This window comes from Thermopirellula anaerolimosa (genome assembly GCF_054657335.1).
On record NZ_BAAHYX010000004.1, the window covers coordinates 484,652 to 505,479 of the forward strand.

The window sequence follows — 20,828 nt, forward strand, 5'->3', positions numbered from 1 at the left end:
TTTGACGAACCGACGCAATCATGACTGAAGAGTCGCTCTTGATTCTGCCGCCCCCCCCCTCGACCGCAGTGGTATGGCTTTACGCCGTACTGGCGGCGGTCAACGCCGCGGCGGCCTTCCGCACGGCAAGGGCACGGATTCAAGACCGATCCGTCCGCGGTTTCACTCTCGTCCCTGTTTCGTTCGGTCTGTACGCGGCAGTCGCGGCAGGCGCCGTGGTACTGTTTTGCTTCACCGGCCGGTTGCCCGGACTGTCGCAGACCGTCAAACGGTCCATCGATTCCGCGCTCAGCGCGGCCGTCGTGTGCGTTCTGTGGTGGAGTGTTCTTTTCGCATTCATCACACTCCGGAGGGCGCTGGTTTCGCCTCTCAGTCGGCCCCACGCATTGAACCTGCCGGTACTGGCCTTTCTGATCGCACTTTCCGACACCCGATTCGCCGACCTGGTTTCGCGGCCCGACAACTTCGCCATCGTTTTGATGGTCGCCGCCACGCTGTTTTACCTCTATTTCGCTCTATCATCGGCGGTGCGCAATGACGATCGGATCTCGCAAGGATTGTCGCCGCTGGAGGGAGAGAAACGAGAACGGGAGAAGGTCTTTGTCTGGCCGGACCTGGTCTACATCGAATTGATCGCCATGATCGTCGTTACGGTCGCTCTATTGATTTGGTCGTTGGCACTGCCGGCCCCTTTGGAAGCACCCGCCGATCCGCTGCACACTCCCAACCCCGCCAAGGCCCCCTGGTATTTCGTAGGACTGCAAGAGCTTCTGGTGTACTTCGATCCCTGGTTGGCGGGCGTGGTGATCCCGACGGTTCTCGCGCTGGGATTGATCGTTTTGCCCTACTTGGACCCGTCGCCCGAGGGAAGCGGCTACTATTCGCTTGCCTCTCGCCCCCGGGTCGCCGGCGCGTTTCTCTTCGGATTCTTCGGCCTGTGGTTGCTGCTCATCGTGATCGGCGTTTTCTTTCGCGGTCCGAACTGGGCCTTCTACGGCCCGTTCGAGTCGCGGGACCTCCCCAAGATCGAATCCAAACGAGTATGGCCGCTCTCCACCTGGGTCCATGAGCGCGGTCAGGCCTCCGAGCAACCTTCCAACGAGAATCGGCAACCCGACGCTGCGCAAATTCTCGTGCGAGAGTGGCCGGGGCTTGCGTTTCTCGTCTTTTACTTTCTCGTGCTACCTTACGTGCTTCAACGCGGTCCGACCCTCGCCTTTCGTCATCGGGTGGGTGCCGTCCGCTATCATTTAGCCATGTTCCTTTTTCTATTCATGTTTCTTATCCCAATCAAAATCCTTTTGCGGGAAATACTTGCCGTGAACTATATTCTTTATCTGCCGGAATGGGGATGGAGTATCTGATCTCTTTTTCATAGCGTGACGCGATCGGCCATGCATATTCGGGAGGAGACCCATTACAATCTGAATCTGCTCCACGTCATCTTCGCCGCGACTTCCTTCTTGCTGCTGGTGGTGACGATCGCCTGGATCGTGCGAGATTCCCGCCGACCTTGGAAACAATATCAGCGGGAAGCCGCGCGTTTGGTCGAACAAATGACCTCCGACGGGGCTTTACGGGAACCGACGAAAAGCGGTTTTCGCGAAATCCCGCCTCCGTCGTGGGACGGTGTCATCGCGCTTCGCGGGATCGAAATCCCCGGATTCGAGCCGGACGGCAAGGCGAGCGTTCGGACGACGATCGATCGTTGCATCACCTGCCATGTCTTGATCGACTGGTCCGAGTGGCAATCGCCGCGCGACGGACGAGATGGGCCGGGTGGCGCGAGCGGACATTCGCCGCGGTTTCCCTACGTTGGTGTCTGGCAAATCCCCACCGGTGCCGTCAACAGGCGACAGGCCGTCGTCGAAGAGCCGCAAACATTGCATTTGTGGCTGCCCCTTGTGCCTCGTTCCTCCGGGACCGCGAGCGATCCCAGTGATGGCAACCTCTCCTCCCACACGGACGCCAAGCCGAAGGGCACGGAGACCGCGACATGGACACCGCCCGTGGATGCAACTTGGGAACGCTGGGGCTTGGCTCTCGCTCCGCGCGCGTCCGCGTATCTCGTCGGTTTATTGGTAACGGAAACTGCCGCACGATCTCCTGCCGCATTTGCGGGCCTGCGTCCGGGCGATCGGATCATCCAGATCGGCGACACCGTGATTCGAAGAGCGGACGAGGTCGGGCTGCTGCTCGAAAAGGGGCTCCAAGGCGGAGGCGGCGATTCCGACTCCGACCGGATCCGCTTGCTCGATTATCCCACTGCCGCGGCACCGCAGCGCCGCGTGGCATGTATTCGATTAACGGTGATGCGTGGCGCCGCGAATCCGTTGGCCGGCCATCCCCGCGCCGATCTTTACCTTTCGCCCGATAGTCCGCACCCGGCGGAGGATTTCGCCTGCACGATTTGCCACGATGGTGTCGGCCCTGCCACGGAGTTCATTCACGCCGCACATTTCCCCGACTCTTCCGGGCGAGCGCGCCAGTGGCGGAACAAGTTCGGTTGGCACGTCGAGGAAAGCGCACGGTATCCCATGCCCCCCCTCACGTTCCTCCAACGTAGCTGTTTGGCCTGCCATCCCCGGGTGTTCGACTTGGCGGAGACGGGCGATCCGGTTCAACCCGCCGCGGACCGTTTGTTGGAAGGACGACGGGCCTTCGAGAACTATGGCTGCCACGGCTGCCACGACGTGACGGACCCGCAATCGCCGCACCCCAGCGATCCCCCCATCCTTCGAGAGCCGCCCTATCGCGGGGCCGCCGCGCAACTCTTGACGCTCTCTTCCGTGCCGGGGAACGTGCGGCAATCCGCGATTGCGTACCTCAACGGAACCGACGACGACAGGCTACGGGAAAAACTTGCGACGGCCGTCACGGCTTGGCTGGCGTCAAGCTCGCCAGACACGGAGTCCACCGCCGAGAGTGACGGCGACCACTCGCAAGAAGTCGCCCCGGAAAGCCACGAAGAAAGATTCACCCGACTCGAGGCGGCGCGTCTGCTTCGCGTGCTCGCAACGGAGCGCCGCGGGGACATGATTCCGCCGCGCGGACCCAGCCTGCGATATATCGCCCAGCGGCGAGACCTCGCTTACGTAACCCGATACATCACAAACCCGACCGCCCAGCGTTCCGATGCCCGCATGCCGCGGTTGTTCGGACTGCTGGAACACGTCAGCCCGCAACGCAAAGAAGAACTGCGCAGCTTCGAAGAAGTCGAGATCGCCGGCATGGCGGCCTATCTTGCGACCGGACCGCTCTTGCCGCAAATCACGCCGGAGGCCGACGCAGCGAACACAACACCGCCTGTTCGCCCGTCGGATGAAGCCGAGTTGAAATGGGGGAAGCGACTCTTTGAAACGCAGGGGTGCCTGGCCTGCCATCGGCATCCGGATTTTCCGCAGGCGCAATCGACGTTCGGCCCCGACCTCGCCGGTTTATCATCCCGTTGGAATTCCTCGGCGGTCCGCATGGCCAACAACGAATCACGCTCATCGCCGCCGACGGAAGCCCTCGACCGGCTTGCTGCATGGCTTGATAATCCCCAGGCGTTCAACCCTCGCACTCGGATGCCGCGACCGCAATTTCGGGCAACGCATTGGCTGATTACATCGGACGAAAGGCAAAGTGCGACCGACACCACCACCGGCAGCGGTGCGGCGGTGGAACTCGCCGTAGATTCAGACGGCGAATGGGATCCTTCCAACTTCGTAGATGCCTTGGCGTCGGGCGCCCGCCGAAAAACAATCCTCCGCGCTCTAGCGGCATTTTTGCTGTCCAGCGCCGACTCTGCGAACACGACCGCCCCCGGCGGCACTTCGTCCGACTCGGTGCCGTCGCCGCCGGATGCCGCGATTGACGCCGTCTTCCGCGAGTACTTAGAGAAACAGGTACCCGACGAACTCCTTGCAGAGGTATTTACAGACGGACTGTCCGACGACTCTTGGGAGGCAATCTCCCCCGCCTCCTGGGCCGACCTGCGGCAGATAACGGCACCGCTCGATCGAGCGAAGAAGTTGCAGTACATCGGGCGTCGCGCCCTGCGGCGTCACGGTTGCCACGGTTGCCACGACATCCCGGGCCTGGAGGACGCCGGGCCCATCGGCCCGACGCTCGTGGATTGGGGGTCGAAGCAACCGTCCCAATTGGCTTTCGATCACATCTTCGAGTACCTCCGCGAATCTCCCTCCGGCCGTGCCGACGGCCTTGTCCTGCAACAACACGACGGCCTGCCCAGGCTCTTACTGACAACCAGACAGCGGGAGGGATGGCTCTACCAAAAATTAGTGTCCCCGAGGAGCTACGATTACGGATTGGACGATGCCAAGGGTTTTATGGAACGTCTCCGCATGGGCGCATGGGCCTTTTCGCCCGAAGAGCGACTGGCCTTGGTGACGTTCGTCACCGGGATTCGTCGCCCGACCATTCCCGCTCATCTCCGCCCTGACAACGACGCCAAGGCGCGGATCCTGGCACAAGGCCGTGCACTGGTGGAGCGGCTTGGTTGCGACCAATGTCACGTCGTGCACCATGAGACCTGGCGCATCGAGTGCGAACCGAAGACGCTCTTGCAATGGCGAGGCACCCCCGAGAGCGACGACATGCCGGACTCGCTCCCTCGCAATCAGACAACGTCGCGGCTCGACCGCCGCGGTTTGCTCACGCTGGATTTGGTCGGTGCGCCGCAGCGCGACTCCGCCGGCGAGATCATCACGGAGGTGGACGACTGGGGGCGGTCACTGTACTTTTTCCGTCTGCGACGCCCTGCGCTGATCACGGGCTCACTGTGGCCCGTGGACGGTCTCCCCGTACCGATCGCCGCACCTCAAATCACAGCCAAGTCGCCGCCGACCGGCGGGGCCATCGCGGACCTGCTGTACCCGACCCTAATTCGTCTGGCCGGTGCGAAGGGCATGACAGTGGGAGAAAATGAGACCTGGGGTTGGACGCCGCCGTCCCTGGCACACATTGGTGCCGCTGTTCGGGGCGACTGGCTGCGTCGATACTTGCTCGCACCTTACCCGATCCGCCCCAACGTGCCTTTGGCCATGCCACGCTATGCATTGACGGATGATCAGATCGACATTTTGGTCGCCTATTTGCAGACGATTGCGAAAGCCCCGCCCGAACGGACGCCTTCCCCCGTCGCCCGCCTGGAAGAGATTGCCCAAAAGCGGATCGCAAGGCCCGATTACCTGCAAGAGGCGTTCCGCATTCTGACGGACGGCAAGACCTATTGCGGAAAGTGCCACACTCTGGACGGACGGCCTACGCCGAGTTCGCAATCCATCACGGCAGCCCCTCGATTGGATGCCGCCGCAGACCGTTTGCGACCCGAATACCTGCGGGCATGGCTCTCCAATCCTCGGGCGATCCTTCCCTATACCGCGATGCCGGTGCTATTCCCCGCCGATGGGTCCCCCTTGGATCGCAGCGTCATGAACGCTTCGAGTCATGAGCAAATGGAGGCAGTGCTGGATTTGTTGGCCGTACTAAAAGACTACTTAGCCGGTCGCGGCGATCCGCGCGCCCCCGCCGAGAATCCGTCGCCGTAGAATCTGCGAGACTTTCCGTTCCCGAAAGGAATCGTGGGCGGTCTGCCATTGCACGGGACTATCGAGTGCGGGCTAGCCGTGCAGTTTCTTGAGCACCCACGCCATATTCTCACCAAGCACCTGCATGGTGCGAATGCCTTCGTCGTCGTTTTTCACGTCTCCAGGCTGAAGTCCGCGTCCCAGATTCCAATAGATCGACCCGACGGTAATCATCTGTCCGATCGAGAAGAAGTGATTCAGGGAATCAAAGGTGTGAATCGCCCCCCCGCGACGGACCGCCACCACCGCCGCTCCGACCTTTCGCCGAAACATGTCGCCCGCCGCCCGGGCCACCATCCCCGCACGCTCCATGAGAGCCTTCATGTTGGCGGTGACGTCGGCGAAATAGACGGGCGAGGCAAGGATCACGCCGTCGGACGCGGCCATCTTTTCGATGAATCCGTTGACGCCGTCGTCTTCCTGATGGCAGCGCCCCTGTTCCTTGAAACAACGATAGCACGCGCCGCAGCCCTTCAAATGCAATCCCGCCAGTTGAACCTGCTCGGTCTCGATGCCTTCATCTCGCAGGACGCGCAAAGCCGTCTCCACCATGATGGCGGTATTCCCATCTTTGCGAGCGCTGCCGTTGAATGCCGTTACTTTCATCCTTCTCCCTCCCGGCGCGAATCGTTCGTCGAATACGGACCGCTCCCACGTCCCTTCAAGATAGCACGCCGCTTCGCGACCGCCAATCAACGCGAACAAGTGTCTCGCGGAGGGCGGCCGTCCAAACCGCGTGAGGTCGTCGTGCAAACGGCGGTCTGCCCCCCAAAAGAAGAACGGCCATCGCACTCCCGGCCAACCGGAGACCCTTTCCCGTTTATAATGTATGAGATGTGTTCGCCTTCGGATGACGTGCCGGTCGATCCGGAGGCAGTTTGCCCGAGGCTGCGTCGCCTAACCCCCATGGCGCCGATCCGTCCGCCCCAGTCGCGGTTCCCGTCGGTTCGTATCATTTCGTTCGCAGTCGTTCGGATCGCCGCTCGGGAACCGACCGTTCGTTCTGAGGTCAACATGCAATTTGGAGACTCGATTCGCCGAGAAAGCATCGCGTCCGGTCGCCGTAAGCGTCGTTGGTTGCGACGTCAATGGCTCCACGCCGCCGGCACCCTGGCCGGAATCGCAAGCGGCTTCGTCACCGCGCCTTGGCATTACGCGGTTGCGACGGACCGCCCGGCGAACGCCGTTCGTGGGCGATTCGTGTTCGAGGGAACTCCTCCGGAGCGCAAACGATTAACGGTCGACAAGGATGTGGATTGTTGCGGCAAATTCGATATCCGCGATGAGTCGCTGATGGTCTCTCCCCAGGGCGGGGTGGCCAACGTCTATGTCTACGTTCGCTCGCGCGACGTGCCCGTCGCCGTCGAAACCGCGGAAAAGGCCGCCGGGCAGGTCGTCTTAGACAATCGCGACTGCATTTTCAAACCCCACTGCTTGGCCTTGTGGTCTTTGCGACAGGAATTGCACATCGTCAACTCGGATCCCATCGCTCAGAACGTGGCCTTTTCGCCGCTGGGCGACTTGCCCGCGAATATCGTGCTGGCGCCCGCGCCGGGGGAGAACACGGAGGCTAGTTGGCGGTTCCGTCGCGGTCAGACCCAGCCTTTCGTCGTCTTATGCAACTATCACCCTTGGGAAAAGGCGTATCTCTTGGTCCGCGACAACCCCTATTTCGCCCTGTCCGGGGAAGATGGAGGATTCGAAATCATCGGACTTCCGCCGGGGGAATGGGAATTCCAACTCTGGCATGAACGGGTCAATTACCTGAATTTGCCCGACTGGCCGCAAGGGCGGCGCATTCTTTCCGTTCGGGGTGAGGATGTGGACTTGGGAACCATTCGATTGCGTCCCGGCGACCTCGGCCTCGACGGCTAGAAAGGACGGGCCCGCGGCCAAGCCGGAAGCCTCAACACCACCCCAGATCCTAACAAAAGGTACTGCTCAGCGGACGCAACCTCTGCTGGGCGAAAACGGTCGAGCGACACCGCCCGCCGCTTGCAAGGCCCCCAACTCCAACGGTCCCCGTTCATCACAGTCATTCATCACTTTACTCGGAAGGTCCATCCGGTCCCTAATCCGTATAACATTCACCATGAAGCAGACAAACCTGAATGCCGGCAGAGTCGGCGACGATCGCCGCCGAATTCCGCGCGGCGGTCGTCCCGGACACAAGACGGTCGATGCGGGAAGCTCCGCGGTCGTCCGCGGCAAAGTTTTGGCGATTACGGTCCTGATTTTTCTTGGGGGATGCTCCTCGTACAAGTCGCCGACTTTCAAATTGAATTTGGAGGGCCGCGACCCCGCTCGCGTCAAACCGGCCCAGCGCGAAGCCATCGAGGAGATGTTGACGGACCTTTTCGGTACCCCGGACGATCCCCGAGTCCCGCCGGGCGTGGATTTGAATCTCTCCCTGCTGCAACGCGCCGCCGGACCGATCGGGCGCGATATCACCGGGAGTGAGCGCGGGCTGTTTCGGAAACATTGCGTGGTCTGCCACGGCGTTTCCGGTGACGGGGCCGGACCGATTGCCGAAATGTTGAATCCCTATCCCCGCGACTTCCGCAACGGAGTGTTCAAGTTCACGTCGGTTTGCGGCGGCGCCAAACCGCTACGATCCGATCTTCTGCGAACGTTGAAACGCGGCCTGCCGGGGACCGGCATGCCCTCCTTTTCGCCCCTCAGCCCCGAGGACCTCGATGCGCTGGTCGAGTATGTCCGCTATCTCAGCATCCGCGGGGAGACGGAATTGTTTTTGTTGCGAACTGTGGTGGACGAGAATGAGCCGCTGCCCCTTCAGCGCCGCTTTGTCCTCGAAGAGGGGGTTCGGCCGGTGGACGCGATGTGGCGATTGGCGGAGGAGCAACCGGAGCGATACGTCGTCGTCCCCGAGCGACCCAAGTTGACAGCGGAGGAGTTGGCTGCGGCGATCCAGCGCGGAAAGACTTTGTATCAGGAACCCCGCGCTCAATGCACCAAGTGCCACGGTCCGGAGGGGCGAGGCGACGGATCGGAAACGGAATTGTTCGACGATTGGAACAAGGCCAAGAAGGGCGTCACGGAGGAACAGACGCGAGAATTGGCCAGGTGGTTTTCGCTTCCCCTACAACCGCTCAGGCCGCGCAACTTCCACGACGGATTGTTCCACGGCGGCGGGCGACCCGAGGATATTTACCTGAGAATATATATCGGCATTCCGGGCACGCCCATGCCGGCGGCGGGGTCCGCGCCGGGGACGCCGGGGGTATTCACCTCCGATGAAATCTGGGATTTGACGTTCTTCGTGCTCTCCTTGTCGCGTCGTGAGTCTTCCTCGCAGGAGGCGGACGCCGCCCCGACGGACGCTCCGGCCAATCCACGGTAATCGGCAACCGCCGCACGATTCCTCTCAGTTAGCCCTACATGACCAAAGCCATGCCTCCTAAAGGCGAGAAATCGGTTCAGCACGGTGGGAACCCGCCGTCGCATCGCGGAATCGCCGACCCGGACCATGATGATGTGCCGCGTTTGCCGCATCGTTTGGCCTGGGCGTTGACGGCGACCGTATTCCCCCTGATTTGGATGGGAGGATTGGTCACCACCTACAACGCCGGCATGGCGGTCCCCGATTGGCCCAACACGTACGGATACAATCTCTTCTTGTATCCTGTGGAGAGCTGGCTGAAGACCTGGGACGTCTTCCTCGAACACAGCCACCGTTTGATCGGCGCGACGGCGGGCTTCATCACCATCGCCCTGCTTTGGAGCCTTTGGGTGCACGACCGCCGCCCCTGGATGCGCAACTTGGGAATCGCGGCCTTGCTGGGTGTGAGCCTGCAAGGCGCACTCGGCGGTCTTCGCGTCGTCGGCCAAGAGATCCTCCTGGCCAACGTTCACGGTTGCGTCGCCCCTCTCTTTTTCGCCTTCACGGTCAGCCTCACCGTGCTCACGTCTCCCCGTTGGCGGCGGAGAGAGCGATCCAGCGACTGCGAACCGAACTCGCGCCACGCCCGCGGGCCGACCAGTCGGAATTTCCACGCGGTATGGATCGTCTCGCTGCCGATTCTCGTGTACCTTCAAATCATCCTCGGGGCGCAGCTTCGGCACATGCCACCCGAATTGCCGCCGGGTTGGTCATTCCTCTGGACGATCCTTCATCTGACGGTCGCCGCCCTTCTCCCGATTCTGTGGGCTGCGTGCTACTGGTTTGCGTGCGGGTTTCGGTCCGCCTCGGGGCCTCGGCGATGGCTCCAGGCCTTCGGATGGCTGCTTGCGCTTCAAATCACGCTGGGGCTTGGGACTTGGGTCGTCAACTATAACTTTCCACGGTGGTTTCAAGAGTGGATCGTGGTTATCCCCTACACCGTGGTTCAAGGCGGCCTGCTTCAAGCTGTGGTCACCACGGCGCATTCGGCTACCGGTTCGGCGCTCTTGGCCGTGGCGGTGGCCTACGCACATTGGGCGTTGTCGGAAGCCGAGGATTTGCCGCCCGATCGCGGATTCACCATCACCAATCCCACGACGGCATCAAAATGAGAGGGGTTCGGCCTGCCGGAATCGCCCGAATCATCGCTCATACCCCTCACGGAGGACTTGTCTTCGCTGCAAAACCTGATAGCAATTCGTTATGGGTCGGTCATGTACCGGTAATCGCAGGAATGGAGTCGCCGCGGAACGCAATCACTAGGACGGAAAACGGTTTTCAGCCAATCGCAATGCGAGATATCCTTTGAGCACCATCACCCCCAACACTCCCATCATGCAACCACGCGACGCGGCGGTAGGACGAACGTCGCTGACGGCGACTCCCGGTCTAATAGCCCGGTGGTCCCTCGCCTGGGCCGATCTTTCCGCACTGGTACGACCTCGCATCGTGACGATGGTCTTGTTCACCATGGGGGTCTCTGCGCGGCTGACCGCGGGGGTGCATACCGATCCCTGGTTAATCGGACACGCCGTAGTGGGCACGTTCTGGGTGATCGTGGGCGCGGTGATTTTCAACCAATGGCTCGAATGGGTAAGCGATGCCTGCATGCCGCGGACGGCCAACCGACCGCTACCCGCGGGTAAGATTCGACCTCGCACGGCGGTCGTTTTGGCCGCCCTAGCCACGGCGTTGGGGTTAGCCTATCTCGCCGCCTTCGGCACGGCCCGACTGCTGGGCATGACCGCTCTCAGTTGGTTCCTCTACGCCGGGGTTTACACCTCGCTCAAGCCGGTCTCAGTGTGGCAGACCCCGATCGGGGCCCTGTCCGGCGCGGCGCCGATCCTGTTAGGCGCAGAAGCCGCCGGTGGGTTGACGGATCCGAATGCCTGGTTCTTTTTCGCGTTTCTCTACCTCTGGCAGTTCCCTCACGCTATGGCGATTGCGTCGCTTTATCGCGATCAATTCGCGCAGGGAAATGTGCGTGTGGCCCCGGTCGCCGATCCCACCGGTCGAACAACGGTTGTGATGGCCCTGGGCGGGGCGGTCGCTCTCTTAGGCCTTAGCGCCGTCTGGGCGTGGACCGCCGGCATGCCGATCTGGGCCGCCTTCGTCCTCATCGCTTCTTCCGGCGTCAACCTTCTTTTTACCCTGTGGTTCGCGCGGCGATCGGACGAGAAAACAGCACGCATTCTGCTGCGTGTCACCGTCCTCCATCTGCCGCTCGTATGCGTCGTACTGCTGAGTCTTTGAGGCAGGGCTTCTGCCGCACGACGGGACGCTTCCGCAATCGCGCGGGTAGCCCCGCCCGGCATAGCGACAAGAAGTCCGAGTACCGATTCCCGAACTCGCGAACCTTCTCGCCGACGGCGCCGCGCCTTAGAATCAAGGTTTTGGCCGTTAGTGAGAAGGGTGAGGTATCGCCATGAACGTCCTGGTGATTGGCAGCGGAGGACGCGAGCACGCCTTGGTTTGGAAGCTGAGACAAAGCCCGGCGGCCGATCGCGTCTTTGCGGCGCCGGGAAATGCGGGAACCGCCGCCGATGGAGAGAACGTCCCCATCGCCGAAAGCGACTTTCCGTCGCTGATTCGCTTCGCCAAACAAAACGCTGTGGAGCTAACGGTCGTGGGTCCGGAGGCACCGCTCGCGGGGGGCATTGTCGATGCATTCCGCGCGGAAGGCCTGCGGATATTCGGCCCCAGCAAGGCCGCGGCGGAGTTGGAGGCCAGCAAGGTCTTTTGCAAAAAGCTCCTCCGCGATGCCAAGATACCTACCGCCGGCTACAACGTCTTTTCCGATGCGGCAACCGCCATTCAGTTTCTCCATTCCCGCGAGGACGGGCCGACCGTTGTCAAGGCCGACGGTTTGGCTGCGGGCAAGGGCGTGATTGTCTGCCAAAACCGGGAGGAGGCCGTAGCGGCGGTCCGCATCATCGCCGAGCAAAAGGTTTTCGGAGCGGCGGGCAATCGACTGGTCATCGAGGAACATTTGCAAGGGGAAGAGGCCAGCGTGCTGGCCATCACCGACGGTCGGAATATCGTCACGCTGCAACCCGCCCAAGATCACAAACCGGCTTACGACGGTGACACGGGCCCGAATACCGGAGGGATGGGGGCCTATTGTCCGGCCCCCGTCGTCAGCGACGAGTTGCTTCACTGGGTCGAGGCCAATATCTTGGTGCCCACCGTGCACGCCATGAAACGGGCCGAACGTCCCTTCTTGGGCGTGCTGTACGCCGGGTTGATGCTGACACCCCTGGGGCCTAAGGTCTTGGAATTCAATGTTCGTTTCGGGGACCCCGAATGTCAGCCCCTATTGATGCGACTGAAGTCCGACCTCTTGGAAATCTTGAATGCGGCGGTCGATCGCCGTTTGGATCGCATCGAACCGCTCGACTGGGATCCTCGACCGGCAGTTTGCGTAGTTATGGCTAGCGAGGGCTACCCGGGCGATTACCGCAAAGGGCACGTCATTCGCGGCCTGGAAGAGGCCGCTCGGCTTCCCGACGTCAAGGTCTTCCACGCCGGGACTCGACTACAAGAAGGGCAAGTCGTCACCGCGGGCGGTCGCGTCTTGGGGGTGACGGCCCTGGGTGAAAACGTCGCCAAGGCCAAGCTTCAAGCCTATTCGGCCGTCAAGTGCATCCGTTGGGAGGGAGCCTGGTGCCGCAAGGACATCGCCGACAAGGCGATTGCTCGCCTCGCCGCCGGTTGATGCACTGACTCTTGGCGAGAGTTTCCGGACCTTGGTCGCCGGTTCAGCGGCGGGGCGGTCGCCGATTCTTGCGAGGTTTGCGTTTTTCCTCGCACAGACGTTCCTCGCCCTCGTCCCACGCGTCGATGGGCTTTTGCAGGTCGTCCTCCGAGAGACCGAAGTCCGGGAAGTCCTCTCCCGGGAGCATCGGTCCAACCTCCCCGATCTCTTCGACGAGAGACTCGTCATCCGTGGGAGAGGACTCGTTCGCCGCGCCTTGACGGATGCTGTTGTCGGAGGATTCGTCACCGGGCCGACGAGCGACTCGACGAGGCCCGCCCGCCTTTTTCGACGAATGACGGCGCGGACTGGACTCACTTTGCCGGAAGTCCGCCGCCGCGTCCCCCTCCGTCACGACCGGCGTCTCCGCCTCTTTTGGGGAAAAGCCGAACTTCCTTAGCCAATCCTCGACATCCGCACGATCGAGCCGATCCTCGGTATCGCGAAGGGCTTCGCGGGCCGATTGCGGCGCGCTCCGAAGGCGACGGCACAACTTGGCGTACCAATCCTCGCTATCGACAAATTTCGCTCGGCGACGCCGTGCCGCCCGTTGCACCCGGTGGTCGCTGGAAACAACCGTCAATTGCTTGGGGGCCGTGTGCTGAGCGATCAACTGTTCCAAGAGCGTATCGGCGTCGGGATACTGAACGGCGAAGCGCACGGTCAGCCCGCGGTAGCGTTCCTCGACCGATCCCCTCCAGCGCGGACCGTGGACGTCGAAGACGATCAGCGTTTCAGCGACCTCCTCGGCGGTCAGAGTCTCGGCCAGGAAGTCCAGCAATCCGCGGCGTGCACGCTCCAACTCGCTGGTCTGAGGCGGTCCCGGCGTAGCCTCCACCCCGCAAGCATTGAGAAGGTTATAGCCGTCGATTAGTAAGGTGATCACACCCGCGGCCTCAATCGCATCCCTTGGCCCCGGCGTCCGGAAAAGGCATCCCGCCGCGCCGATGCCTGCCAACCCAACACTCGCCGCAGATTTCGCGGTCGCTTGGGCACCGAGGTCAGTCGGCGAACGGGAAGACCACACGTCCGCCCACCAGTACGGTTTTCGCCCGCCCTTGCAGGGTCCAACCGCCGAACGGCGTATTTACGGACTTGGAGTGAAATTGCGCCGGATCCACGGTCCACTCCACGTCCGGATCGATGACGGTAACGTCGGCATCGGCCCCCACGGCCAGGGTGCCCTTGGGAATCCCAAGAATCCTCGCCGGATTGACGGTCATCTTTTCGACGGCCTGACTCCACGTCAGGATTCCCGGCTTGATTAGCCGAGTGATGACCAGTCCCAGCGCCGTCTCCAGTCCGACCACGCCGAAGGGTGCTCGGTCCAGTTCCTGCATTTTCTTTTCCTTGCTGTGGGGCGCGTGATCCGTCGCGATGACGTCAATCGTGCCGTCGCGCAAACCCTCGATGCATTCCCGGACGTGCTCCTCCGATCGCAAGGGCGGATTCATCTTGTAATTGGAATCGAAGCTCCGCAAGGTCTCATCGGTCAAAGAAAAGTGATGGGGCGTCAACTCGGCTGTGACCTTAACGCCTCGAGCCTTGGCGCGGCGAATCGCCTCGACGCTGCCCAGCGTGGAGACGTGCATGACGTGCAGCTTGCCGCCCGTCGCCTCCGCCAAGGCGATGTCGCGACTGACCATGACCGACTCCGCGGCGGCGGGTATGCCGGCGAGTCCCAGCACCAGCGAGACCACCCCCTCGTGCATCACGCCGCGCCGAGCCAGTTCGGGAATCTCGCAGTGGTTCAAGACCGGCTTGTCGAACATCAAGCAATATTCGAACGCCCGCCGCATCAATTCCGAGTTCTCCACGGGTGCGCCGTCGTCGCTGAAGGCGACGGCCCCCGCCGCCACGAGTTGCCCGATCTCTGCCAGTTCCTTGCCTTCCCGGTTGCGGCTGACGCATGCGATGACGAAGACGTTGCAGCGACGCGCCCGGGCCGCCTTCTGGCGAACGAATTCCACGGCCGCGGGAGAGTCCAGCGGCGGTTCCGTGTTGGGACAGCATGCCACCGAAGTAAATCCGCCCGCCACCGCCGCCGCCGTCCCGGTCTCGATCGTTTCGTCCTCCTCGCGTCCCGGTTCCCGCAAGTGGACGTGCATGTCGATCAAGCCCGGCGTTACGACGCAGCCGGCCGCGTCGATGACGGTTTCCTCTCCGCCGGGCGGAACGTCATATCCGGCAATTCGCCCGTCCTCGATCAAAAGATCGCCCACTCGGTCCATGCCCTGCGAGGGGTCGATAATGCGTCCGCCGCGTATCCGAATGCGATTGCCGTTCATGAGTTTTCGCCCGTCCGTACCACGAAATCGTCCAAGGCCTGACCGTCCGGCGTTTACGCCGCATTCCCCACCAGCAACCACAAGGCCGCCATGCGAACCGCCACGCCGTTCGTGACTTGATCCAGAATCGCCGAATGGGAACCGTCCGCAACGTCGGCGGTCACCTCCACGCCTCGGTTGATGGGTCCGGGAGCCAGGACCAGAATTCCCTCCTTGGTCCGTTTCAGTCGCTCGGCGTCCATGGCATACAGGCTGACGTACTCGGCCACCGAGGGAAAGGGGCGACTGGTTTGGCGCTCGAACTGGATGCGCAAAAGATTCAGCACATCCACCTCAGGAAGAATGGCGTCCAGGCTGTAGGAGTACTCGACTCCCAATTGGTTCCACAAGGGCGATACCAGCGTAGAGGGACCGCAAACGATGACGCGAGCCCCCAGCTTTTTCAATCCCCAGATGTTCGATCGTGCCGTGCGACTGTGCGCGATGTCTCCCACCAGAGCGACCGTCAAGCCCTCGATCCTGCCCAGTCGCCGACGGATCGTGAGGATGTCGAGCAATCCTTGCGTCGGGTGCTCGTGCGGTCCGTCGCCGGCATTCAACACCGAGCAGCGAAGATTCTGAGCCAGCAGATGCGGGGTTCCCGGCGTTTGATGGCGGACCACCACGGCATCGACGCCCATGGATTCCAGATTCTTAGCCGTGTCGATCACCGTCTCGCCTTTGGACAGGCTGCTCGTGGAGGCGGAAAAATCCACCACGTCGGCTCCGAGGCGTCGAGCGGCCAAGGAAAAACTGGTCCTCGTCCGCGTGGAATTTTCGAAGAAAAGATTGACGCATGTCCGTCCCGCCAGCAGCGGAAGCTTCCTCTGCCCCGCATCGAACGCCCGACGAAATATATCGGCCGTATCCAGCAGAAGCGTAATTTCCTCGGCCGACAATTCCTCCAAACCCAGCAAATGCTTCCGCCGCCACTGCGTAGCAAGCTCCCGCAACCGAGCCAGGTCTTCGTCCATAGCGTTCTCGCTCATTGAGTTAAATGCGGCCAACCGCCCGGCGCTGCCGATCAAACCGTTGCAATTACGATGATCGCCGCGGCTTGTCCGAGAATGTTTGGGGGCCCGGTCCGGAGACGCAGGCAGTCGCGACGCACTCCCACTCTCACCGACCCCGGCACGCAAATCTTCATGATTCTAAGGCTCGTCTTCCCCTGTCGCAAGCGACGCTCCAAGCGGCGGTGCCGCTGTAAGGAATAGGACGCGATGCCGTTCTTGTCCGTGATCATGGCTTCGGATTCCGCTCGTTCCTCGCCTGGGCATCGCGGTTTGCGGTTTTCGTCGCGTTGCGGTTGCCCGACTCGACCGCTAACATACGGGCAACCTGGATAGTAGCCCACCTGTTTGGAAACTTCGCCGAATGAGATCGGCTCAAAAGCAGGAGAGACGATCGATGTCACGACCGAGACTTTTGCGATTGCCTGAATGCGGTGCGGTACTTGCCGCCGCCTTGATGGTCGGCCTGTCCTATGCCGCCGAATCGTCACGCAGTTCCGATCCCGAATCCGCCGTGGTGCGGCGGGAGTTCATTTTCTCCTCCGCGGCTTTTCAAAGCTGCCACGCGTCCACGATCGCGGAGGTCAACGGCGAATTCGTCGCGGCTTGGTTCGGCGGCGATCGCGAAGGTGCGGAGAACGTGGGAATTTGGCTCAGTCTCCTCACCGAGTCGGGTTGGAGCGAGCCTCGGGAAGTCGCCGTCGGTCTGGGCGAAGACGGTCGTCGCTACCCGTGCTGGAATCCCGTCCTTTTCCAACCGCGAAAAGGGCCGTTGGTCTTGTTCTATAAGGTCGGCCCGCGTCCAAGCAGTTGGTGGGGCATGATGATGACCAGCGAAGACGGCGGGCGCACTTGGAGCACGCCGCGACGCCTTCCGGACGGGTTTTTGGGTCCGATCAAGAACAAACCTTTGGAATGGGACGACGGAACTTGGATCTGTCCCTCCAGCGAGGAAACTCCGGAGTCGCCCAGTCGCTGGTCCGTCCATTTCGAACGGACGCGGGACGGCGGTTCGACGTGGGAACGCAGCGATGCGCCCCAAGGCGCCGAACCCCTGGACGCCATCCAGCCTGCCATTCTCCGCACGGCGCAGGACCGTCTGGTGGCGGTCGGCCGAACGCGACAAGGACGAGTATTCTTTACGGCCTCCTTCGATGGCGGAGCAACTTGGACGCCCCTTCAACGAACCACCGTTCCCAACCCGAACTCCGGTATCGACGCCGTCACGCTGCGAGACGGACGGCATCTCATGGTTTACAATCACACGCTCCGCGGGCGATCGCCCCTGAACGTCGCCGTCTCAAACGACGGCGTAACGTGGACTCCCGTCCTCACGCTGGAGGATGAACCCGGAGAGTACAGCTATCCCAGCGTCCTGCAAAGTGCCGACGGTTTGGTCCACATCGTCTACACATGGAAGAGGGAACGTGTTCGTCATGTGGTGCTCGATCCCGCGAAATTGGGGGCGGGTGAAGGAGAGCCGCAGCAGTCGAACGCTTCCACCGCCGGAAAAGCAGGGAATCCGGCACGGCGACCGAACGTCATCATCGTATTGACGGACGATCAAGGGTACGGCGACCTTTCATGCCACGGTAACCCCGTCCTTTGGACGCCGCATATCGACCGACTTTCCACGGAGAGCGTCCGACTCACCGACTTCCACGTTGCCCCCGTGTGCACGCCGACCCGCGGGCAGCTTATGACCGGCCGCGACGCGCTGAAGAACGGGGCACGTACCGTCCCCGCGGCAAGCAACATGATTTGGCGAAACATTCCCACCATGGCCGAGCTATTCCGGCAAGGCGGTTACCGCACCGGCCAGTTCGGAAAATGGCACTTGGGCGACCACTATCCCGACCGTCCCCCCGATCGCGGTTTTGACGAAGCCGTTTGGTTCGGCGGATGGGGCGTCGCCTCGGACGTTGAGTTCGACAATGACTGCGTCAAGATTCGTTACCGCCAAGGGGATCGCATCGCAGTCGCCGACCGATACTGTACGGATTTTTGGTTCGATCAGGCGCTGGCCTGGATGGACAAATGCCGCCGCGAGGATCGGCCCTTCTTGTGCTACATTCCGACCAATGCCCCTCACAGCCCGTTTTGGCCCCCGGATGCCCACGCCGTTGCGTACCGCTCCAAAGTCGATCCGCAAGTCGCCGACTTCTTCGGCATGATCGCGAATATCGACGAGAACATGGGACGACTGGAGAATTGGTTACTGGAAACCGGATTGCGGGACGACACGATCCTGATTTTCATGACCGACAACGGAGGCACGGGCGGGCGGCGACTCTACAACGCCGGTCTCCGCGAAGCGAAGGGAAGCTATTACGAGGGCGGACACCGCGTGCCTTGTTTCATTCGTTGGCCGCGCGGCGAACTCAGCGGCGGACGAACCGTGTCCGTGCCCACCCAAGTGCAGGACATCCTCCCCACACTCCTCGATCTCTGCGATGTGCGACCGACGGAATCGCCCGCGTTCGACGGCGTCAGCCTCGCCCCCGTCCTCCGCGACCCCAACGCCGAATTCCCGGATCGCATGTTTATCGTTCAATACGGCCGACGCGTCGGCGCAGAAAAAAACGATGGCTGCGTCCTGTGGGGGCGGTGGAGGCTCGTCGCGGGTCGCGAACTCTATGATATCCGCGACGACATCGGACAGAAGAACGACGTCAGCGCCCGCTTCCCCGACGTGGCGGCGAAAATGCGGGCCTATTACGAGCAGTGGTGGGCTTCCGTCGAACCGAACGTCCACGCATATCAGCCCATCCTGGTGGGAACCGAACACGAGAACCCGGTTCTGCTGTCTCCCAACTATTGGGCGGGAGTGGACGTCGATAATCACCATCGGGTGTCGGCGGCAGAGGGCGGGCCCCGCGGCGGGCCTTTCCACATCGAAGTAACCCGACCGGGTCGCTACCGCATCGAATTGCGACGTTGGCCCTTCCATTGCAACGAACCGCTCGGATCCGAAGGACCGCAAACAACGGTAGCGGGAAGAGCTCTGCAAGACGTGATCAAACTCCGCCGTGCCCTGCCGATTCGAAAGGCCGTGCTGAGTATTGGTTCCGAGGAAAGGACGGCCGACACGACGCCCGAGGCGCTAGGCGTCTCATTTGAACTGCCCCTTGCCGCCGGACGCACGACCTTGCAAGCTTGGTTCCAAGACGAGACCGGCACGGACCTTTGCGGGGCATTCTACGTGGCGGTCGAACGACTCGGCGATTGAACGCGAGTCCCGCGGCGCGCCGCCGGAGTCGGCAGCGCCGTTGTTTTCGCAATGGCAAGACGGGGTCGACCAACCGCTCCGCCCCGTCTCGGCCATACCGTTGTGCTGATGGATCCCCTCAGGTCGAGCGAGAGGAGAACGCCGCCAAACCCGCCTCGTGCGAGACGGGCTTTGTCAGACGCAGAAAGACGTCCTCCAGCGTGGGATCGCTTTCGGCAAAGCAGGTCACACCGACGCCCGATCGCACCAAATCGCCCAGCAGTGCCGCCGCCTCCGCGTCACCGCCGCGCAGGTCGAAATACAGTCTTCCGTCCTCTTGGTGAACGTTTTCCACATCGGCCCGGCGGGCGACAATTTCTTGCGCGAGGTCCGTGCTCCCGTGTCCCTCGAGACAACGCACCACGATTCGGCGTGTGACGCGGATCGATCGCAGAACGTCCTCCATGGGGCCGAAGCTCAACAGTCGTCCGCGATGGATGATGCCGACCCACGTGCAAAAATCCGCCAACTCGCTCAGGATATGGCTGGAAACGAGGATGGTCTTCCCCTGCCGCCGCAGTTCCTTGAGCAAGCGTTTCAATTCGATTCGGGCCTGAGGATCCAAACCCGCGGCGGGTTCGTCGAGAATCAGAACCGGGGGGTCATGTATCAAGGTCTTGGCGAGATAGAGCTTCTGCTTCATCCCTCGTGAGAGGTCCATCACTCGTGCCCGACGTTTTTCCGACAGGTCGAGCATCTCGAGCAGCAGTTCAATCCGTTGCCTGCGGAACGAACGTGTCAATCGATAGGCCAACCCAAAAAAATCGAGAAACTCCTGGACTCGCATTCCGTTGTACGACCCGAATTGGTCGGGCATGTAACCGATATGGCGGCGGACGTCCAATGGCTGACGCGCCACGCTGTAGCCGGCTACTCGACCGTCGCCCCCGCCGGCTTTGATCAAGGTCGCCAGAAATCGAATGGTCGTGGTTTTCCCGGCGCCGTTCGGACCAATAAACCCGAACAGTTCACCGGCGGGAATTCGCAAATTGAGTCGGTCTACCGCCCGAAACGAGCCATAATCTTTCACGAAATCGATCAACTCGATCATAGAATCGTCCTACCCGGACAGCCTTCAACCGTAAGGACATCTGAACCTGATCATTATAGGGTACCGTGAGCCCTCATCGCACAGGCGTCCGACACGCCGTAATCCAACCAACCGACTGACACCGTGTCACGGCCATGCCGTCGCAGGGTGGAATCCGGAAAAATGGATAGAATACAACGACGTGAGGGATATTTCGGATACTCTTCGGTCCAGGCTTCCGAAGCTATGATTGGCCCTCCAGCGCTTGTTTTCAAATCGCAAACGGCATAGCATAACAAACGGTACAACTCCGCCCAGGTAATCCCCGCTATGCAACCAATTTTGCGTCCCTTAACCCTCGTCTTCTCCTGCCCTCGCTGTCCGGCGTAGACCGGACTCTTCCCCTCGCTTACCAATCTTACAGCTACGGCATTCGCAAAGGATC

The 20,828-nt window shown here is 61.7% G+C and carries 14 protein-coding genes; 8 read left to right on the plus strand and 6 right to left on the minus strand.

Features of this window, described 5'->3' with window-relative positions; all coding sequences use genetic code 11:
• Positions 1-20: 20 nt before the first annotated feature.
• Positions 21-1,364 carry a cytochrome b family protein gene (locus ACYQ6J_RS02485; RefSeq protein WP_460182613.1) on the plus strand — a complete coding sequence of 448 codons (1,344 nt, stop codon included), beginning with the start codon at positions 21-23 and terminating at the stop codon, positions 1,362-1,364.
• Positions 1,365-1,394: 30 nt separating this feature from the next.
• Entirely contained in the window at positions 1,395-5,555 is a 4,161-nt protein-coding gene (locus ACYQ6J_RS02490; protein WP_460182614.1) for a PDZ domain-containing protein, read from the plus strand.
• Between the two features lie 72 nt (positions 5,556-5,627).
• Here ACYQ6J_RS02490 and ACYQ6J_RS02495 read toward each other — a convergent pair whose 3' ends face one another.
• On the minus strand, positions 5,628-6,200 hold the full coding sequence (locus ACYQ6J_RS02495; RefSeq protein WP_460182615.1) for a flavodoxin family protein: 573 nt from the start codon (positions 6,198-6,200) through the stop codon (positions 5,628-5,630).
• A gap of 408 nt (positions 6,201-6,608) precedes the next feature.
• On the opposite strand from ACYQ6J_RS02495, the gene ACYQ6J_RS02500 reads away from it, so the two are divergent.
• From ACYQ6J_RS02500 to purD, 5 genes are all read left to right on the plus strand, one after another.
• The gene (locus tag ACYQ6J_RS02500) at positions 6,609-7,469 is read left to right on the plus strand and encodes a cupredoxin domain-containing protein (RefSeq protein WP_460182616.1); all 861 of its coding nucleotides are present in this window, start codon (positions 6,609-6,611) and stop codon (positions 7,467-7,469) included.
• A 217-nt stretch (positions 7,470-7,686) separates the two neighbouring features.
• The gene (locus tag ACYQ6J_RS02505; protein ID WP_460182617.1) at positions 7,687-8,955 is read left to right on the plus strand and encodes a c-type cytochrome; all 1,269 of its coding nucleotides are present in this window, start codon (positions 7,687-7,689) and stop codon (positions 8,953-8,955) included.
• Positions 8,956-8,993: 38 nt separating this feature from the next.
• Positions 8,994-10,106, plus strand: coding sequence for a COX15/CtaA family protein (locus ACYQ6J_RS02510; RefSeq protein ID WP_460182618.1), 1,113 nt, complete (start codon positions 8,994-8,996; stop codon positions 10,104-10,106).
• Positions 10,107-10,299: 193 nt separating this feature from the next.
• The gene (locus ACYQ6J_RS02515) at positions 10,300-11,247 is read left to right on the plus strand and encodes a protoheme IX farnesyltransferase (RefSeq protein ID WP_460182619.1); all 948 of its coding nucleotides are present in this window, start codon (positions 10,300-10,302) and stop codon (positions 11,245-11,247) included.
• A 172-nt stretch (positions 11,248-11,419) separates the two neighbouring features.
• On the plus strand, positions 11,420-12,709 hold the full coding sequence (purD, locus tag ACYQ6J_RS02520; protein WP_460182620.1) for a phosphoribosylamine--glycine ligase: 1,290 nt from the start codon (positions 11,420-11,422) through the stop codon (positions 12,707-12,709).
• Between the two features lie 43 nt (positions 12,710-12,752).
• Here purD and ACYQ6J_RS02525 read toward each other — a convergent pair whose 3' ends face one another.
• The 4 genes from ACYQ6J_RS02525 to ACYQ6J_RS02540 form a co-directional block, all read right to left on the minus strand.
• Complete coding sequence (locus ACYQ6J_RS02525) at positions 12,753-13,634, minus strand: NYN domain-containing protein (protein ID WP_460182621.1); 882 nt, start codon at positions 13,632-13,634, stop codon at positions 12,753-12,755.
• Positions 13,635-13,749: 115 nt separating this feature from the next.
• Positions 13,750-15,036: a dihydroorotase gene (locus tag ACYQ6J_RS02530; RefSeq protein ID WP_460182622.1), complete on the minus strand. Its 1,287-nt coding sequence runs from the start codon at positions 15,034-15,036 to the stop codon at positions 13,750-13,752.
• Between the two features lie 53 nt (positions 15,037-15,089).
• Complete coding sequence (locus tag ACYQ6J_RS02535; protein ID WP_460182623.1) at positions 15,090-16,049, minus strand: aspartate carbamoyltransferase catalytic subunit; 960 nt, start codon at positions 16,047-16,049, stop codon at positions 15,090-15,092.
• A 50-nt stretch (positions 16,050-16,099) separates the two neighbouring features.
• A complete protein-coding gene (locus ACYQ6J_RS02540; RefSeq protein ID WP_460182624.1) occupies positions 16,100-16,489 on the minus strand; it encodes a hypothetical protein in 390 nt (129 codons plus the stop codon).
• On the opposite strand from ACYQ6J_RS02540, the gene ACYQ6J_RS02545 reads away from it, so the two are divergent.
• Positions 16,483-19,314 carry an exo-alpha-sialidase gene (locus tag ACYQ6J_RS02545; protein ID WP_460182625.1) on the plus strand — a complete coding sequence of 944 codons (2,832 nt, stop codon included), beginning with the start codon at positions 16,483-16,485 and terminating at the stop codon, positions 19,312-19,314. The genes ACYQ6J_RS02540 and ACYQ6J_RS02545 overlap by 7 nt on opposite strands.
• 118 nt (positions 19,315-19,432) lie before the next feature.
• Here the strand turns inward: ACYQ6J_RS02545 and ACYQ6J_RS02550 are convergent, their stop codons facing one another.
• Positions 19,433-20,404, minus strand: a complete 972-nt coding sequence (locus tag ACYQ6J_RS02550) for an ABC transporter ATP-binding protein (RefSeq protein WP_460182626.1) — start codon at positions 20,402-20,404, stop codon at positions 19,433-19,435.
• Positions 20,405-20,828 lie beyond the last annotated feature (424 nt).

Coding starts and splice junctions, on each gene's coding strand:
- ACYQ6J_RS02495 (WP_460182615.1), bottom strand. CDS start 6,200: ATGAAAGTAACGGCATTCAACGGCAGCGCTCGCAAAGATGGGAATACC.
- ACYQ6J_RS02530 (WP_460182622.1), bottom strand. CDS start 15,036: ATGAACGGCAATCGCATTCGGATACGCGGCGGACGCATTATCGACCCC.
- ACYQ6J_RS02505 (WP_460182617.1), top strand. CDS start 7,687: ATGAAGCAGACAAACCTGAATGCCGGCAGAGTCGGCGACGATCGCCGC.
- ACYQ6J_RS02510 (WP_460182618.1), top strand. CDS start 8,994: ATGACCAAAGCCATGCCTCCTAAAGGCGAGAAATCGGTTCAGCACGGT.
- ACYQ6J_RS02535 (WP_460182623.1), bottom strand. CDS start 16,049: ATGGACGAAGACCTGGCTCGGTTGCGGGAGCTTGCTACGCAGTGGCGG.
- purD (WP_460182620.1), top strand. CDS start 11,420: ATGAACGTCCTGGTGATTGGCAGCGGAGGACGCGAGCACGCCTTGGTT.
- ACYQ6J_RS02550 (WP_460182626.1), bottom strand. CDS start 20,404: ATGATCGAGTTGATCGATTTCGTGAAAGATTATGGCTCGTTTCGGGCG.
- ACYQ6J_RS02485 (WP_460182613.1), top strand. CDS start 21: ATGACTGAAGAGTCGCTCTTGATTCTGCCGCCCCCCCCCTCGACCGCA.
- ACYQ6J_RS02545 (WP_460182625.1), top strand. CDS start 16,483: ATGTCACGACCGAGACTTTTGCGATTGCCTGAATGCGGTGCGGTACTT.
- ACYQ6J_RS02500 (WP_460182616.1), top strand. CDS start 6,609: ATGCAATTTGGAGACTCGATTCGCCGAGAAAGCATCGCGTCCGGTCGC.
- ACYQ6J_RS02490 (WP_460182614.1), top strand. CDS start 1,395: ATGCATATTCGGGAGGAGACCCATTACAATCTGAATCTGCTCCACGTC.